This window comes from Collinsella aerofaciens, from assembly GCF_001405375.1.
In the GTDB taxonomy this organism is placed as follows: domain Bacteria; phylum Actinomycetota; class Coriobacteriia; order Coriobacteriales; family Coriobacteriaceae; genus Collinsella; species Collinsella aerofaciens_F.
Map to the genome: position 1 here is coordinate 116,041 of NZ_CYYP01000004.1, position 16,101 is coordinate 132,141.

A 16,101-nucleotide genomic window follows, 5' to 3' on the forward strand; every position below is an offset into this window, starting at 1 on the left:
GCTATAGATCCTCTCGCCACAGAGGGAGGCATAGACAGTTTGTGCCACCATAGCCTTTGGTGAGCTCGTCAATGGATAACGGGAATAATTCCATTCCTGCTTTCTCAAGCGCTTCGTTGGTCCAAACGTTTTCTTCATATACGCATAGTTTTCCTGGCGAGAGCGCAAGGATAGACGTTGCGTTGTTCCGGCGCTCTCTTTCGTAGGCGGTTTGATTCCCGCCTCCGCAGTCAATTACTTTTATTGGTTCGCAACAGGCTACAGAGAGTATTTCCGGAATCGTGCGATCGATAGGAGTGATCGTAAGGCCCTTTCCGGATCGTTTTAGTTGAATGCTGTATGCATCAACGGCATTGCATATCTCACGATCGATGAGGAACGCGTCGTGATCAATTCTACTTATGAACGTATCGAGGTGGATACGCAGCCCGTCAGAGGGGACTCGAATCGCAATTAGCTCGGTGGTCTGGAATTTATTTGAGGTCAGGAGCTCTTTGGCAAGTGACTCGACGGCGGCGGGTTCAGTTCGGTCAGAGATTCCAACTAATAATGTCTTAGCACTGATAACAAGAACGTCTCCGCCTTCGATATGGTAACTACTCCTGTTCAAATCACATACCGGGGTTTCTCCCATGATCTTGTGGTGGGTGAATATCTGCCGGTATAAGGCGACCTCACGATCACGCTCAGGCCAATACATATGATTTAGGATGATGCCGTCTCCGACTACCACAGCAGGATCACGAGTGAAAAAAAGCGTATTGAGGGGATTGACCAAGAGCGAGGCGGGGTCAAATTGCTCGTGCACGAGCGCCCGTAGTGTTTCCGACTGGTTTGAACATAGCTCAGTGTCTCCAAAGCGAATGCCGTTAAGTACTATATTCACCAATTCCTGGGTGTTCTTAGCGTTCTCAAACAGCTGGGTTATTGTCTCGAGGAACTCTCTGCCTGTTGCCCCACTGCAACGGAGGTAGTCATCAATAAAACATTTAAGTGATTGGGGCTCAGTTTCAAGTGAGTCTTCGAGAAGGTCCCTAATTTCAATGGTTTCTACGCCATGCTTCTCAAGCAATTGAACCATGGAATCGTGCTCATATATTGCTTTGTCGAGGTCAAAACGACCGCTCCATTTTCGCAGGGAGAAAACTTGGCTGAAGTCGGCATCAGGGTAGTTTTGTGTTTCAGTTCCTGGTCGATGGACAAGTACGGCTTTTAAATGACCGATTTCATTTGTTATGTGTACGCCTTGCATGTCTGTCTCCTGTCCTGCTGGTTTTTATATAAGGCTAAGGCAGGTTCCTTGTTGTGTTGCGGAAAAGTTAAAAGACGTATGTAATTGATAAATAACATCAATTTTAAATATCAGATTGATTAATAACGTCACTTTAGCTGCCGTTCATAGGTGAAAAGCGACACGATGGCGATGGTTGGCCGACCACCGCTGAGCAACCTCATACATTTATGGTGCCAGCTGGATAGATGGGAAAAGGAATGAAGGAGGAGATATGGCAGCGGAAAGTTCGAAAGGCATCAAGCAGTTCAAGGTCCCGCACGTATATGCGATCATCTTTGCACTTATGGTCATCTTCGCTGTTCTCACGTGGATTGTTCCCTCTGGGTCCTATCAGCGTCAGGAGGTGAACGGTCGCGAAGTCACTGTCGCAGGTACGTATGAGCAGAGTGAAAAGACATATATTGACGAGGAAACCGGGGATGAAGTAGATCTCAGACAAGGCGTCTTCGATGTTCTTCAGGCTCCAACGCGCGGTATACAAGAGGCAATTGAGGTCGTTGCATTCATCTTGATTGTGGGCGGTTCGTTTCAGGTTATTACTAAAACGGGCGCTATCACGAGCGGAATGGGTCGTGTCGTTCGCCGCTTTAAGAACAAAGACATTCTAATTATTCCTATTGCGATGGTTCTCTTTGCATTGGGCGGAACGAGCTTTGGCATGGCGGAAGAAACTCTCCCGTTCTTTGCGATCTTCATGCCAATTATGATGGCTATGGGCTTCGACTCGATGACGGCGTTCATGGTCGTGTTCGTTGGAGCGCGCACGGGTTACATCGCCTCAACGATTAATCCGTTTAATGTTCTCATTGCGCAAGGTATTCTTGGTATTCAGGGCAACCCCCAGCTGTGGCTGCGTATGATTGCCTGGGTTGTTTTGACTGCCGTTGCAATTACTTGGGTTGTCCTCTATGCACGAAGGGTAAAGAAGAACCCTGAGTCATCGATCACATTTGAGGATGATATCGCCAAGAAAGTCGAGTTCGCTGCCGATGAATCTGCCCTTGACGCGGAATTTACGGGTCGTCAAAAAGGCGTGCTTGCGGTATTTATCGCTGGTATGTGCCTTATCATCTGGGGACTTGTGACCCAGGGCTGGTATATGAACGAGATTTCTGCGGTCTTTTTGGCCATGGGCCTGTTGGCCGGTGTTATTGCGGGCTTTAGTCAGGACGTCATCGCTCAGGAATTTGTTGCGGGTATCGCTGACTTTGCTTTCTCGGCAATTGTCGTTGGACTTGCGCGTGGCATCCTTGTCATTGCCTCTGACGGCATGATCATCGATACCATCCTCAATGCGCTCGCCACTGGTCTGGGCGGCATCCCGGCGGTTCTCTTTACTACGCTTCTTTATGCGGTTGAGAACCTCCTGGCGATTCTGGTTCCCAGCTCATCTGGCCTTGCAGCACTGACCGCTCCCATTTTTGGACCTTTGACCGAACTCATGGGCCTTAATCCCGAGGCCGCCGTGTGGGCTCTCTCCATGGGTAGCGCGACGATGTCTTTGATCTGTCCTACTAGCGCCATTCTTGTAGCGGGTTTGGGCGTGTGCAAGATCAAGCTTGGCCAGTGGTGGAAGACCGTTTGGAAATTCTTCTTGGTCGTGTCGCTCATCAATATCGTATTCGTAGCAATCTCGGGACTTATTGCCCTGTAGGTTTCATGGCTGAAATGGAGTAACAGGAATGTCTAAAGGACTGAATGTACACAGCGAGATTGGTAAGCTCAAGAAAGTTGTGCTTCACCGCCCCGGTCGTGACCTTGTGAACGTAAAGGCAGAAGAGTTCGAGGATGTCTGGATTCACGACTGTTTCTATCTTGATGTGGCTCAAAAGGAGCATGATGCCTTTGCGGATCTTCTGAGGAGCGAAGGTGTTGAGGTTCTCTATATGGAGAAACTCGTTGCTGAAGCGCTGGATGCATGCCCCTCGGCTCGCGCTGAGTTTACCGATACATTTATGGCTGAGAGCGGGATTGTCAATCCTATGCTTGAGCAGGCTGTTCGTGAAAAGCTCGACGCTATTTCAGATTCGTATCAGTTTGTACTTGAGGCTATGGGGGGGTATCGTTATCGTGACCTTGAGCTGCCTCGCGTTTCGACTACGCTTAGTATGATGGATAATGAGGATGCGAAGCCCGATGATTTGGTGTTGAAGCCTCTTCCGAGTTCATATTTCTCTCGCGATCCTCTTGCTTCCGTGGGCAAAGGCGTTCTGCTTCACCATATGTATTGGAAACAGCGAGATCGTGAAGTGCCCTTCTACGAAGCGATTTTCAAATACCATCCCGATTATGCAGGGACTCCGATTTGGTACGACCATAAGAATCCCTGGCATATCGAGGGCGGTGATGTACTTAACATTAACGCTCATACCTTGGCTATTGGAATTAGCCAGCGAACTGAGGCGGCTGCGATTGAGGAGCTTGCAAAGAATTTGTTCTGGGGATCTGGGAATTCTGAGATCGATACCGTTTACGCTATTAAAATCCCCAACGGCTATGCTTACATGCATCTTGACACCGTTTGCACCATGGTGGATTTCGATAAGTTCACAGTTTATCCCGGTATTTTTGAGACCCTTCGTGTTTATCGTCTGACTCGTGGTGACTCTGAGGGAATGGTCGCTGTTCAAGAGATTGATGACACGCTTGAACATATTCTTGAAATGGCTACTGGCGTGGAGAAGGTGCAGCTTATTGAGTGCGGTGCTGGCGATATGGTTGAGGCATCTCGCGAGCAGTGGAACGACGGGTCGAACACTCTTGCCGTTGCTCCTGGTAAAGTCTGTGTTTACGAGCGCAATGTTGTCACAAATGATGAGCTCTACAAGAACGGTTTGGAACTTTTGGTCGTTCCCTCCGAGGAACTGTCCCGCGGTCGTGGTGGCCCGCGCTGCATGAGCATGCCCTTCTGGCGCGAAGATATTTAGTTGCAAATCCACTGTGATGGGAGATGGCGAATATGGGTGTTAATATCGCTGGGCGCAGTTTTCTGAAGCTGCTTGATTACACGACGGAAGAGATTGAGTATCTGCTTGAGCTTTCTGCTAACTTCAAAAGCATGAAGCGTGCCGGTGTTCCGCATAAATACCTTGAAGGCAAGAATATTGTTTTGCTATTTGAGAAGACTTCCACGCGTACTCGCTGCGCCTTCGAAGTTGGTGCACTTGACCTTGGCATGGGTGTAACTTATTTGGATCCGGGCTCGTCTCAGATGGGCAAAAAGGAGTCGATTGAGGACACGGCTCGCGTCCTTGGCCGCATGTATGACGGAATTGAATACCGCGGCTTTGAACAGGCGAAGGTTGAGGAGCTTGCTGCAAAAGCTGGGGTTCCCGTTTGGAATGGGCTGACTACTGAATTTCACCCGACTCAAGTGCTTGCCGATATTCTGACCATGCGTGAAGAGTTTGGAGAGATTAAGGGCAGGAAACTTACATTTTTTGGTAAGGCGGCCGGAAACGTCGCTGATTCGCTCATGGTCATTTGCGCTAAGCTCGGCATTAACTACTGTTCTTGCGGCCCAATCGGGGGAAATTCGGAGGGGGCTACATCCTATGATCCTGAACTCCTTGCAGAATGTAGTCGTATTGCGGCCGAGCATGGATCGACGATTACCATTACAGAGGATATTGAGGAAGGCGCTCGTGATGCCGATGTAATTTACACGGATGTTTGGGTTGGCATGGGTCAGCCCGCAGAGCTGTGGGAAAGCCGCATTAAGCTCATGTCGCCGTATCGTGTGACCGCTGAGGTGATGTCTATGGCAAAGCCCGAGGCGATTTTCCTCCACTGCCTTCCGAGCTTCCACGATACTAATACTACTGTTGGTGCCGAAATTGCTGAGAAGTTTGGAGTTACCGAAATGGAAGTCACGGACGAGGTTTTTGAGTCCGATAAGTCTCGTGTTTTCCAAGAAGCGGAGAATCGCATGCATACGATCAAGGCGGTGATGTACGCAACGCTTAAGTAGCGGGGCGTTGAGAAAACAGTCGCAAATCTGTTCCCATACTATATTTCTCTCAACAAGCTGATAGGATACAGAGGAGAATGATGCGCGCGTCAGTCGATTTTTTCGACTGACGCGCTTTGTGAAAGAGGCAAAGATGCGTACCGATGATTTTGACTATAACCTGCCCGAAGAGCTCATTGCCCAGGCTCCTGCCGAGCCGCGCGACTCCTGCCGCCTGCTGGTGGTGGATCGCAAGGGCTCCCAGGCGGGAACGCCACTGGAGCACGGCGGTACCGTTGAGCACCGCATCTTCCGCGACATCATCGACTATATCGAGCCGGGCGACGTGCTCGTCATCAATCAGACGCGCGTGATGCCGGCCCGTCTGATCGGTCGTAAAACGGGATCGGGCGGCGTGGTCGAGACCCTGCTGCTCAAGCGCCGCGAGGACGTGGATCCGCTGGGCCATGTTTGGGAGTGCTTGGTCAAGCCGGGCAAGCGCCTGAAGCCCGGTGCTCATATTGAGTATCGCGCCGGTGGCGCCCATGCGCCCGAGGGGGCTCCCGTGGTGCTGACGGCCGAGGTTGTCGACTTTGTCACCGATAGCCGCGGCGGCCGCCTGGTACGCTTTGAGCCGGCCGGTTGCAATGCCGCCGGCGAGCCGCGCACGCTCGACGAGGCCATCCATGCTGCCGGCCACGTGCCGCTGCCGCCCTACATTACCGATTACGAGGGCGATCCCGAGAAGTACCAGACCGTCTACGCCATGAAGGAGGAGCACTCGGCCGCTGCTCCCACGGCGGGTCTGCATTTTACTCCCGAGCTCATGGCTGCCATCGAGGCCAAGGGTGCCAAGTTTGCCGCCGTCGAGCTCGAGGTGGGTATCGATACCTTCCGTCTGGTGGAGGAGGACGACCCCGCGCAGCACGTGATGCACACCGAGCGCTACCACGTGTCGCAGGAGGTTGTCGACGCCGTGCATAAGGCGAAGGCCGAGGGCCATCGTGTGATCGCCGTCGGCACTACCGCAGTGCGCTCGCTCGAGAGCGCGTTTGACGCGGACGCGCCGGTGTCCGATCCGGCTGTGACGGCGCGCTATTTTGAGGGCCGCGAGGACGGGGCCGACACGCTCGGCCGCGGCGACATCGTGGTGCGCGAGAACGCGACAACGCAGCTCTACCTTATGCCCGGCTCGACCTATCACGTGGTCGACGCGCTGATCACGAACTTCCACGTGCCGCGCTCCACGCTCATGATGCTCGTAAGCGCACTTGCCACCCGCGACCAGATCATGGATGCCTACGCCGCTGCTATCGAAGAACGCTACCGCTTCTTCAGCTTTGGTGACGCCATGCTCATCTTGTAGGTTACGGCGTTTTACAAACGCCGTAACCGGTCGACGCTGCGCGGGCCGCATTTGGACAATCTGACGTTCAACTTCAAGGGCGCGACCAGAAGGCCAGCGCCCTTTCGTTTCACGTCACCTTGCCTCAAATGCGACCCGCTCGCTGTCGTTGCCAAAACACCGGCATTTCTTTGGTTGTCAACAAAACATCGGTGTAGTCATTGGGGACGTTCTTAAACGACTACCTTGCATCAATCTAAATAAGTTGCGGTGAGATAGTTCTTGAATTGGCCTTTTTGGGCTAAACAGGAACTATCTCACCGCAACTGCGTTGAGCGTTTTTTTGGCGGCTGGTTTACTTGCTCGCGAACAGCCAGACTAGGATGATCACCAGGATTGCGGCGACGATGCAGACGATGGCGCCGGTGAATTTGATGCGTGAGTCGCGGGTGCGCTCGCGCACCGCGTCCTCGGTGGCCTCGAGCTGGGCGACTTCTCGCTCGGTCTCGGCGTGTTCGGCTTTGTCTCGGGCCAAGGATCCTGCAAGCGACTCAGTGATCTCTGGATGGTCATGTACCTCGGTCGCCTGCTCGATGATCGACTGTGCATGTGCGGCATCTGCTTGGGCGTTGGCGATGCTTTGCTCTTGGTCGCGGCGTGCCTTGTCCTCGGCGGCGATCTTCTCGCGCAGTTCGCGCTGGCGCGTCGTGGCGGCAGTTTTCGCCGTCTGCAGCTCGTCGCGCGCGGCATCAGCCTCAGTCGTCACGGCTTGGTGCGCGCGTTTGGCTTCGGCAATGGGGGCTTGAGCCTGCTCGACGGCCTGCTCGGCTGCGGCAAGCGAGTGCTCAAGGTCGGCGGTGATGCGCGGGACATCTTCTTCGGCTTTACGCAGGGCATCTGCCGTGTCGGAGATCTGCATCGAGAGCTCGCTGGTGCGCACCGTATAGTTGGCGGGATTTGCCGAGGGATTGCGTTGCAGCTCGGCATACTCATGACGCAGCGTCTCGAGCTGGGCGCGCGTGGCGTCGACGGTTTGTTGTGCGGCGGCAATGCCGGCGTCTCGCTCGGCCTGCACCTTGTCGCGGATGCGCTTGGAATCCTCAAGACGTCGAACGAGGCGGTTGCCGGTCTCGCGCGAGCTTGCCTCGCGGGCCTCCACGGCGTCGAGCGCGGCCTTCAGGCGGAGCTCGGTCGCGTCATCCTCTGTCTTCATTTGTTCGAGCTGACTCTTGAGCTCTGTCGCTTTGGCGGCGTGGGCATCACGGTCAATCTCGGCTGCCGCAGCGGTCTTTTGCGCTGTGGCGATCGCCTGACGCTGGTCGGCGACGATCTGGTCGTAGCGGCCTGCGATATCCTGGCGCGTCTCGAGCTCCTCGGCCTGATCGACAATGCGCTGCTCAAGTTCGGCCAGGTGGGCGCGGGCATCGGCAAGTGCCTTTTTCGCGGCGTTCATCTCGCGCATGGCCGAGGCGCCCTGGGCAATAAAGGTGCCCACGGCGTTCGCGGTGTTCGAGACAGCGGTCCCCAGATCGCGGTTCGCGTCGGGGGAGTGCGGGGCGATCGGGCGAGCGGTGTCGACAGCGTCCGCATCGGCAGCCTGCGGCGCGGCGATATTGCCGGTACCGCCCTCGACCACAGAAAAGCCCGCTGCGTGCGGATCGACCGCATCGGCGCCAATCGTGGGGTGCTCGAGCTGCAGAAACGAGGGCATGGTGCTGCCCTGGTCGGCAACGGGGGTCTCGCCGGGTACAAAGGTCGAGGCCGCCTCGGCGGCCTCCTCTTCCTCGGCATCAATATCGGCATCGGCCACGGCGTCTTTCATCGCTTTGACGGCATCCATCATGGAGTCCATGACGGCATCGAGCTCTTCTTCCGAAGACACCTCGATGGGGCCCGCTGCTTGCGGGGCGTCGTCCTGTACAGGGGCGTCGTCCTTAGCGGGCGCATCGTCGTTTTGCTCATCGGCGTTTTCTGTTTCGGGGGTTTCCGCCGTAGCGCTTTCGTCCAAGATGGGGTCGTCGATGTCGATACCATCGCAGGTCACAGCGTCAGTATCTGCGGTGACGTCTGCGGGATCATCAATATGCTCTTGAGTCTGGGGGTCCAGCTCGTCTGTCATAGGCATGTGCTCCTCATCGTTGTTTGTCACCCTATGATAAAGTCTCGCGCCGACATCCCGCGCGCCGCAGCAAAGTTTCAAAACGTGTTCGATGGCTCGTCTCGTTAACAAAAACTCGGCCGCTCTATTCAATTATTACTTGACATTCCCTTCGCCGAAAGACGTTGCGCCGTTCGCCTGCCATGGGCTTTATTTTTCACTTGAAGAAGCTAAAGTTGCATTTCAGCTTTTGGCGCGTGAAGTTGGATGCGCGCAGTCGGCGGGCGTGCCCGTCGCGATTTGAAAGGACTTTGTATGGGACTTTTCACTGGTAAGACCGTGATCGTCACCGGCGGTGGCAAGGCCACGCTCAAGGACGGTTCCGCTGGCTCCATCGGCTACGGCATCGATATCGCATTTGCCAAGGAGGGCGCGAACCTCGTCATCACCGGCCGCAACGTCGCCAAGCTCGAGGCCGCCAAGGAGTCTCTCGAGGCCGAGTACGGTGTCAAGGTTCTGCCTGTTCAGGCCGATGTCTCGGCTGGTCAGGACAACGAGGCCGTCGTCCAGAACGTCATCGACAAGGCCATTGAGGAGTTCGGCCGCATCGACGCCGTCGTCAACAATGCTCAGGCCAGCGCCTCGGGCGTGACCATCGCCGATCACACCATGGACCAGTTTAACCTGGCCATTTACTCCGGTCTGTATGCTACCTATCTGTACATGCAGAAGGCCTATCCGCACCTGAAGGAGACCAAGGGCTCCGTGGTCAACTTTGCCTCGGGCGCCGGCCTGTTTGGCAACTATGGCCAGTGCAGCTATGCTGCCGCCAAGGAGGGCATCCGCGGCCTGACCCGCGTTGCCGCCAACGAGTGGGGCAAGGACGGCATCAACGTCAATATCGTTTGCCCGCTTGCTTGGACCGCTGCGCTCGAGAATTTCCAGGATGCCTATCCCGAGGCGTTCAAGGCCAACGTCCACATGCCGCCGGCGGGTCACTACGGCGACGTCGAGAAGGAAATCGGCCGCGTGGTCGTTCAGCTCTGTGGTCCCGACTTTAAGTACATGAACGGCGAGACCGTCACCCTCGAGGGTGGCATGGGCCAGCGGCCTTAGGGGTTACGGCGTTTTACCAAACGCCGTAACGGGCCGACGCTGCGCGGCCGCCAGGGCGACAACTTGTCATTCAAAGAGGGCGGCATGACCAGAAGGTCTATGCCGCCCTCTTTTCATGCCAATTTGTTCGCCCTGGCGACCGCTCGCTGGCATTGCCAGAGCATCGGCGTTGCCTTGGCTGTTGGAAATGATCCCAATGACTATGACCCCTTTGCGCCAGTTTCTGTCGAGTCGGTGCTTCTTGCGGGTTGCCCGTATAATGGTTTGCGTATGAACCGCAACCAAGGAGTTCCAGTTTATGGACCAGAGCCTTTTTAAATTCGACCTGATCGCCGAGGACCCGACGACGCACGCGCGCGCCGGCGTACTGCACACCCCGCACGGCGACATCGAGACGCCAATCTTTATGCCCGTGGGCACCAAGGCAAACGTCAAGGGTATTCCTACCGAGACCGTCAAGCAGCTCGGCGCCCAGATCGTGCTTGCCAATACCTATCACCTGTCCATGCGTCCCGGCGAGGATACCATCGCCGAGCTGGGCGGCCTGCACAAGTTTATGAACTGGCACGGCCCTATCCTCACCGACTCGGGCGGTTTCCAGGTGTTCAGCCACAACGACGCGGTCAAGCTCACTGATGAGGGCGTGCGCTTTATCGTCAACGACTACGACGGTCGCCACGTGTTCTGGACGCCCGAGGACAACATGGAAATCGCCATGAAGCTCGGCTCCGATATCTGCATGCAGCTCGACCAGTGCCCGGGCTATCCCGCCACGCGCGCCTACGTCGAGCGCGCCGTTGAGCTGTCGAGTATGTGGGCCGAGCGCTGCTATAAGGCGCATACCCGCGATGACCAGGCGCTCTTTGGCATCGTCCAAGGCGGCATGCACCTGGACCTGCGCCTGCGCTCGCTGCGCCATCTGGAGGAGTGCGGCGACTTCCCGGGTTACGGCATCGGCGGCTATTCGGTGGGCGAAGACCACGAGACCATGTTCGAGACGCTGGCACCGCTGGTTTCCGAGTACATGCCTAAGCACAAGCCGCGCTACCTCATGGGCGTCGGCAACCCTACCACGCTCGTGCGCGGCGTTGGCGTGGGCATCGACATGTTCGACTGCGTGCTGCCGACGCGCACCGGCCGCATGGGTACGGCGTTCTCCAGTGAAGGTCGCCTTAACTTCCGCAACGCGCGCTTTGCGCACGACGACGGCCCTATCGACCCCACCTGCACCTGCCCGGTGTGCACGGGCGGCTACAGCCGTGCGCTCATCCGTCACATGGTCACGCAGAAGGAGATGCTCGGCGGTATTCTGCTGTCGATGCACAACATTTACTACCTGCTCAACCTTATGCAGCGTGCCCGTCAGGCCATTATCGAGGGCCGCTACGGCGCGTTCGTGAGCGACTGGATGAATAGCCCTGCGGCGGTGGACTACTAAGAGCTGCGGGCGTGCTTGTGGGGGCGTTCGCGCGGTGTCGAGATCGTGTGCCAATCGACCGCGCGCAACCGGCGCCGGCCATCGCATGCGCCGGCATCGGTTGCGCGACCGCTGACCGATGCCTTGCAAGCGCTTGATGCAACGTGGGTACCATACCGAATAGTTGATGTTCGGGCGGGTGTTTGGCGCATGGCGTCGACCCCGCCCGCTTTTCTTTTTCTCGATAGGAGTACCCATGATTAAGAATGAGAACGTCGAGGGCGAGCCGGCCTACGACGAGACGTACCGACGCGGTCCCGTGGTCATGCGCGGCCCCATGATTCCTAAGGACAACACCTACGCCAACCTGCTGGCGCCCGAGGAGTCGACCGACTGGTTGCATGCCGATCCGTGGCGCGTGCTGCGCATTCAGGCCGAGTTTGTCGATGGCTTCGGCGCGCTTGCCGAGCTTGGTCCTGCGGTGACCATCTTCGGTAGCGCTCGCACGCCCAAGACCGATCCGCTCTACAAGGCGGCGCGTACCGTCGGGCGCAAGATCGCACAACGTGGCGTGGCGGTCATCACCGGTGGCGGCCCCGGCATCATGGAAGCGGCCAACAGGGGAGCGGCGAGTGTCAACGGCAAGTCAGTTGGCCTGGGCATTGAATTGCCGCACGAGCATGGGCTCAACAAATACGTGAACCTCGGCATGGACTTCCGCTACTTCTTTGTGCGCAAGACCATGTTCGTCAAATACAGCTCGGGCGCCATCGTGTTTCCCGGCGGGTTTGGCACGCTCGACGAGATGTTCGAGGTGCTCACGCTGGTGCAGACGCACAAGGTCAAGCGCATGCCGCTCGTGCTGGTGGGCAGCGAGTACTGGCAGGGCCTGTTCGACTGGCTCAACGGCCCGGTAATGAGCGCCAGTATGATTAGCCCGCTCGACCCGGATCTGGTACACATTACCGACGACCTCAACGAGGCCGTTGACATTGCGCTCAGCGGGTTGATGTAGAGCAATCGTGTCTACCGCGACATGAATATGCATGGCAATCTGATGCTATCTAACGTCAGGTTGCCATTTATATTGGGTATACTGATGCAAAAGACGAGGGCAAGGAGGTCGCGTATGTCTACTGCAACGGTTAAGCCTACGACGGTTCGCCTCGAAGAGGGGCTCAAGGAGCAGGCGACTGAGTTCTTGGATTCGGTCGGCCTCAGCCTCAATTCCTATCTCAATCTTGCCGTTCGGCAGCTGGTAAATCAGCGAAAGATTCCTTTTGAGATTGTAGGAAGGGCGGAGATGCCCAACGAGGCGACGAGGCGTGCCATGGTGATCGCCGAGGCTCATGAGTTGGGGATTTTGCCGGACGATAGCCCGTCATTCAATAACGCTGATGAGCTTATGTCATTCCTCGATGAGGAATAGCGATGTTCGAGATTAAAGTCGAGGCTCAATTTAAGGCGGACTACAAACGAACGATGCGCATGCATCCGCAGCTAAAAAGTGAGTTTAAAGCGGCGGTTGCAGAGCTTGTGGCTCATGGGTCACTTCCGGCGGAGTATGGCGCCCACGAGCTCTCAAACCCGGGCGGAAACTACAACGGCCACATCGATTTCCACCTATCCGATGGCTTGGTCGATGTGGTCGTTCTTTATCTTCCCCATAAGACTAACCCAGTGATTAGGCTGGTGAGAATGGGCTCGCATGAGGAACTGTTTCAGGGTCCGCTGGGCTGATCGCCGATTTCCAAGTTGCGGTGGAATAGGGACTGATTTGCGGTCGATTGGCCAAAAACAGTCCCTATTTCACCGCAACTGATAGGCGCGCCCCGTTCGCTGCTGCGGCCCCCGGTTCTCCTCATTGCTGGATTTCGCTCAAAAACTCAGCGGCGACTTCGTTGCTTTTGAAACGGATGCTGCGGTCTTCTTTCTTGGGGAATGCCAGCAGCGGGATAGTCCCGTACCAGACAGTTTCCTCGTCAATCACGGCCGCGCACAGCCGCCCTTTGGCCTTGACGGAATAGTCGACGTTCATCTCGGCAAAAATCGCTTTCGCGTCATCGCGCGGAGGTGAGGCAACATAAACCTCAAGGGTAATCCCACGGGCGGCTGCGCCTGCGAGTGTGGTGGTGAGTTTCGTGAGGCATGCGGCGGATGCGTAGGATGCGGCTATGAAGGCACTCTTTGTGGCACCGGTGATGTCTTTAATTAATGCCTCAATAGCGTTTGCCGGCTCTATGAGAATGTTGTAATCGGGTTGCTCGCTGTCCTCTGCTGAATAAATTTCGTACCCCAACTTGGCGTACGTCTTGAGTCTTTTCTGGTACATGCGGGCGAGCATGGGTATCGACAGGTCAATGTAGTCGAATATCTCAACCTGTTGCTTGCCCTCGTGGCTTCTATGCAGTCTGCCCACCTGCTGCGTTATGCTGCCGTCCCAAGATATCGGCGTGGCAATGAAAAGGGTGTCAAGGTAGGACAGATCGAAGCCCTCGCTCAGAAGGCTTTCGGTGGCGACGATGATTCGATGTTCATGCTCAAAGCCGGGAAGACTGTTCAGTATCGCTTTTCTTTCTTTGGCGCCGATTTCTCCGGTTAAGAGTATGGGCTCGTGTCTGCGATCATTAAGCAACCTGAACAGTTCCTCAGCATGCTTTTTCCTTTTGGATAGTATGAGCGGATGTCGACCGTTTGACGCTGCTTCGAGGGCGTCATCGACAATCAATTCGTTTCTTGCCGCATGTGCACACAGCATATCGAGAATCTGATTGAAGCTTGCATCCGGCTCGTAGGCGGATAGCCGAATGCCGGTAAATCTCGGTCGAACGATGCGCTGGATGCCCTGCTGAATTGCCTGCGTTTTTGGATCGATGACATAGCGAAGCGGGCCGCAGAGCATCGAGAGCGCCCGCGTGAGTCCGTCGGAGCGCTCGGGTGTCGCGGAGAGGCCATATATATATTTGGCTGGAGCGGACTTGAGGACGAGCTCGAGCTGTGGCGCGGCAGCATGGTGGCATTCGTCGCAGATAATGAGGCCGTAATTACGAACAAGGTTCTTAACTATCGGCTCCCCGGTTTGGGAGTCTTTGCCAGATAGCGACTGAAAGGAAGCGACGTCGATAAGGCCGCTGACGGCGGTTTTGCCCCCTCCGATTTGTCCAATAAGGGGAGGTTGCTTTTTGCTGATTCGTCCTTTTGGCGTTCGGACCGGCTCTCTGGTGTCCGTAATGTCGAGAAATCGTTCGAGCTGCGATTTCCATTGGGCTATGAGCGCGGTCTTTGGAACAATGACGAGCGCCGGAAGACCAACGGCGGCAATAAGATAAGCTCCGATGACGGTTTTACCGAAGCCCGTTGGCGCAGACATGATTCCGTCTTCGTATTCAAGCATCTGGTCGGCGGCAATTTGCTGTTCGGGATGAAGGGTCCCTTTGAATGCCATCTCAATTGGATTGCCTGTGCTGCGTTCGTCTGAATAATGGGCAGTAACGTGGGCTTCTTGAATCAGCTGCTCAAGTTGGGCTTTGCAGCCTCTGGGAATCGCGACGCGGCCATCTCTAAGTTCGCTGAGGTCTATGAGTCGCGGTTTGCCGAATACTGATTGATGCATAGATTGCGCACGGAAGAACTCCGGGTTGGCAAATGTCGCAAGCCTGCGGATTTCCATTTGAGCTGCCGGGCTCAGAGACTTTTCGGGGATGTAGAGCATATCGGCTTGTGTGACGAGCAGGTTCGAGGGGAAGTCTCGTGGCGTGAGCGGGAGCCGCTTTCGAGGCTTTTGGACATTGCGCCTGGTTTTGTTTGTCGCTGCAGCTGTTGCTATTCCAAGCGGTTTGTTTTTGGTGTCCTCGATCAGACGATCCACCGTCGCACGCGAGATTAGTTGGATTTGCGAAAGGTAAAGCCATTGGTCGGGAAAGGGCTCGAATCGTTCGTCAACAAATACGCTGTTTCCTTCCCGCTGCGCTTTTCCCTGAAAGGGCAGCGCAATGAGATTTCCAAAGCCGCCTTCAGGAATGGTGGACTGCGCGGGTATCATTCGGTCAAAGGCTTCGAAGGTGATTGTCTTGTTGAGTGCCGCTGCTTCGGCGATAAGGCAGCTACCGAAATCTCGTGCTGTCTTTGCGTTTATAGGTTCTAGGAAGAAAAACCAGATATGCGCGCCGTTGCCTGACCTTGATCGCTCGACCGCAGCGTTAATTCCATGGTTTTTTACGACAAGCCTGATAGCGTTTGTCGCTTCTTTCCAATCGGCTTTGTCAAAATCAATGACAAGGACATTTGTGTTGCAGTCTTTGTCGAGAACATATTGACCTATGACGTCCCGGAGCCTGTCGTCGCTGCCTTTGAAATGGGCGATAATGGCGGCATCGTTCAGCTCAAGGAATGTGCGGCTGCGACATTCAGCGCATTTAATTCTGTGATGGTTTGCTTTGGGGCAAATGCCTGGCTTCCACTCATTTGCGCAGGCGGGTGTATAGCCGATGCCCCCGTCTTTTCTGCGATACCCGTGAGCGTGCACATCTTTGCGGCCGGTAAAAAGATTGCGAAAGAGCTCGAGTTTGTCGCGCGCTGGGCTCGCGCTGGTAACGATGCCCTCGGTCTGTGCACGTTCGCCGAAAGATTTGCCGGCTTTGTCCCATTCTTCGAGTGTTGCGTAACGGATGTCTGGACCGTTGCTACAGATTACGATCTGCTTACGCGGATCTGAAGCGTGGACAACCGTTTTATTGAGTTTGAATAAGGCGTTCCCGAAAAGGGCGTATTGATGCACGGCGTTGCTCATTTGAATGCCATTCTTGTCAGCGTTCATTGGGATGAGGGTACGTCATTTCAGCTTTATGAGATATGCGACTTCGATTTTGGTTCGGTAATAGTG

General features: G+C 55.5%; 13 protein-coding genes. 10 read left to right on the forward strand and 3 right to left on the reverse strand.

Going from position 1 to position 16,101, the window contains the following annotated elements; translation table 11 throughout:
• Position 1 precedes the first annotated feature (1 nt).
• Positions 2–1,252 carry an arginine deiminase gene (locus ARB25_RS03365; RefSeq protein ID WP_055285782.1) on the reverse strand — a complete coding sequence of 417 codons (1,251 nt, stop codon included), beginning with the start codon at positions 1,250–1,252 and terminating at the stop codon, positions 2–4.
• A gap of 253 nt (positions 1,253–1,505) precedes the next feature.
• Between ARB25_RS03365 and ARB25_RS03370 the strand changes: the two genes are divergently transcribed.
• The 4 genes from ARB25_RS03370 to queA all read left to right on the forward strand — a co-directional run bounded on the left by ARB25_RS03370 (position 1,506) and on the right by queA (position 6,609).
• Complete coding sequence (locus ARB25_RS03370; protein ID WP_035137320.1) at positions 1,506–2,948, forward strand: YfcC family protein; 1,443 nt, start codon at positions 1,506–1,508, stop codon at positions 2,946–2,948.
• A gap of 28 nt (positions 2,949–2,976) precedes the next feature.
• On the forward strand, positions 2,977–4,221 hold the full coding sequence (locus ARB25_RS03375; protein ID WP_035137319.1) for an arginine deiminase: 1,245 nt from the start codon (positions 2,977–2,979) through the stop codon (positions 4,219–4,221).
• Between the two features lie 32 nt (positions 4,222–4,253).
• Positions 4,254–5,264: an ornithine carbamoyltransferase gene (gene argF, locus ARB25_RS03380; protein WP_055285784.1), complete on the forward strand. Its 1,011-nt coding sequence runs from the start codon at positions 4,254–4,256 to the stop codon at positions 5,262–5,264.
• A gap of 133 nt (positions 5,265–5,397) precedes the next feature.
• Positions 5,398–6,609 (forward strand): tRNA preQ1(34) S-adenosylmethionine ribosyltransferase-isomerase QueA, encoded by a 1,212-nt coding sequence (queA, locus tag ARB25_RS03385; RefSeq protein ID WP_055285786.1) that lies wholly within the window; start codon positions 5,398–5,400, stop codon positions 6,607–6,609.
• 334 nt (positions 6,610–6,943) lie between these two features.
• Here queA and ARB25_RS03390 read toward each other — a convergent pair whose 3' ends face one another.
• Positions 6,944–8,707, reverse strand: a complete 1,764-nt coding sequence (locus ARB25_RS03390) for a coiled-coil domain-containing protein (protein WP_055285788.1) — start codon at positions 8,705–8,707, stop codon at positions 6,944–6,946.
• A 294-nt stretch (positions 8,708–9,001) separates the two neighbouring features.
• Between ARB25_RS03390 and ARB25_RS03395 the strand changes: the two genes are divergently transcribed.
• The 6 genes from ARB25_RS03395 to ARB25_RS03415 all read left to right on the forward strand — a co-directional run bounded on the left by ARB25_RS03395 (position 9,002) and on the right by ARB25_RS03415 (position 12,959).
• Positions 9,002–9,802: an SDR family NAD(P)-dependent oxidoreductase gene (locus tag ARB25_RS03395; protein ID WP_006235414.1), complete on the forward strand. Its 801-nt coding sequence runs from the start codon at positions 9,002–9,004 to the stop codon at positions 9,800–9,802.
• Positions 9,803–9,865: 63 nt separating this feature from the next.
• Positions 9,866–10,120 (forward strand): hypothetical protein, encoded by a 255-nt coding sequence (locus tag ARB25_RS09945; protein ID WP_156327666.1) that lies wholly within the window; start codon positions 9,866–9,868, stop codon positions 10,118–10,120.
• Positions 10,101–11,240, forward strand: coding sequence for a tRNA guanosine(34) transglycosylase Tgt (gene tgt, locus ARB25_RS03400; protein WP_055285790.1), 1,140 nt, complete (start codon positions 10,101–10,103; stop codon positions 11,238–11,240). Before ARB25_RS09945 ends, tgt begins: the two co-directional genes overlap by 20 nt.
• A gap of 235 nt (positions 11,241–11,475) precedes the next feature.
• Positions 11,476–12,234, forward strand: coding sequence for an LOG family protein (locus tag ARB25_RS03405; protein WP_055285792.1), 759 nt, complete (start codon positions 11,476–11,478; stop codon positions 12,232–12,234).
• Positions 12,235–12,348: 114 nt separating this feature from the next.
• Positions 12,349–12,648, forward strand: a complete 300-nt coding sequence (locus ARB25_RS03410) for a type II toxin-antitoxin system RelB/DinJ family antitoxin (RefSeq protein ID WP_055285794.1) — start codon at positions 12,349–12,351, stop codon at positions 12,646–12,648.
• A gap of 2 nt (positions 12,649–12,650) precedes the next feature.
• Positions 12,651–12,959 carry a type II toxin-antitoxin system RelE/ParE family toxin gene (locus ARB25_RS03415; RefSeq protein WP_055285799.1) on the forward strand — a complete coding sequence of 103 codons (309 nt, stop codon included), beginning with the start codon at positions 12,651–12,653 and terminating at the stop codon, positions 12,957–12,959.
• A gap of 121 nt (positions 12,960–13,080) precedes the next feature.
• On the opposite strand, the gene ARB25_RS03420 is transcribed toward ARB25_RS03415, so the two are convergent.
• Positions 13,081–16,008, reverse strand: a complete 2,928-nt coding sequence (locus ARB25_RS03420; protein WP_055285800.1) for a TOTE conflict system archaeo-eukaryotic primase domain-containing protein — start codon at positions 16,006–16,008, stop codon at positions 13,081–13,083.
• Positions 16,009–16,101 lie beyond the last annotated feature (93 nt).

Bases quoted from the DNA above. Each gene is read 5' to 3' on its own strand.
- ARB25_RS03390 (WP_055285788.1), bottom strand. From the start codon at position 8,707: ATGACAGACGAGCTGGACCCCCAGACTCAAGAGCATATTGATGATCCC.
- ARB25_RS03420 (WP_055285800.1), bottom strand. From the start codon at position 16,008: ATGAGCAACGCCGTGCATCAATACGCCCTTTTCGGGAACGCCTTATTC.
- ARB25_RS03395 (WP_006235414.1), top strand. From the start codon at position 9,002: ATGGGACTTTTCACTGGTAAGACCGTGATCGTCACCGGCGGTGGCAAG.
- ARB25_RS03415 (WP_055285799.1), top strand. From the start codon at position 12,651: ATGTTCGAGATTAAAGTCGAGGCTCAATTTAAGGCGGACTACAAACGA.
- ARB25_RS03370 (WP_035137320.1), top strand. From the start codon at position 1,506: ATGGCAGCGGAAAGTTCGAAAGGCATCAAGCAGTTCAAGGTCCCGCAC.
- ARB25_RS03375 (WP_035137319.1), top strand. From the start codon at position 2,977: ATGTCTAAAGGACTGAATGTACACAGCGAGATTGGTAAGCTCAAGAAA.
- queA (WP_055285786.1), top strand. From the start codon at position 5,398: ATGCGTACCGATGATTTTGACTATAACCTGCCCGAAGAGCTCATTGCC.
- ARB25_RS03410 (WP_055285794.1), top strand. From the start codon at position 12,349: ATGTCTACTGCAACGGTTAAGCCTACGACGGTTCGCCTCGAAGAGGGG.
- ARB25_RS03405 (WP_055285792.1), top strand. From the start codon at position 11,476: ATGATTAAGAATGAGAACGTCGAGGGCGAGCCGGCCTACGACGAGACG.
- ARB25_RS03365 (WP_055285782.1), bottom strand. From the start codon at position 1,252: ATGCAAGGCGTACACATAACAAATGAAATCGGTCATTTAAAAGCCGTA.
- tgt (WP_055285790.1), top strand. From the start codon at position 10,101: ATGGACCAGAGCCTTTTTAAATTCGACCTGATCGCCGAGGACCCGACG.
- argF (WP_055285784.1), top strand. From the start codon at position 4,254: ATGGGTGTTAATATCGCTGGGCGCAGTTTTCTGAAGCTGCTTGATTAC.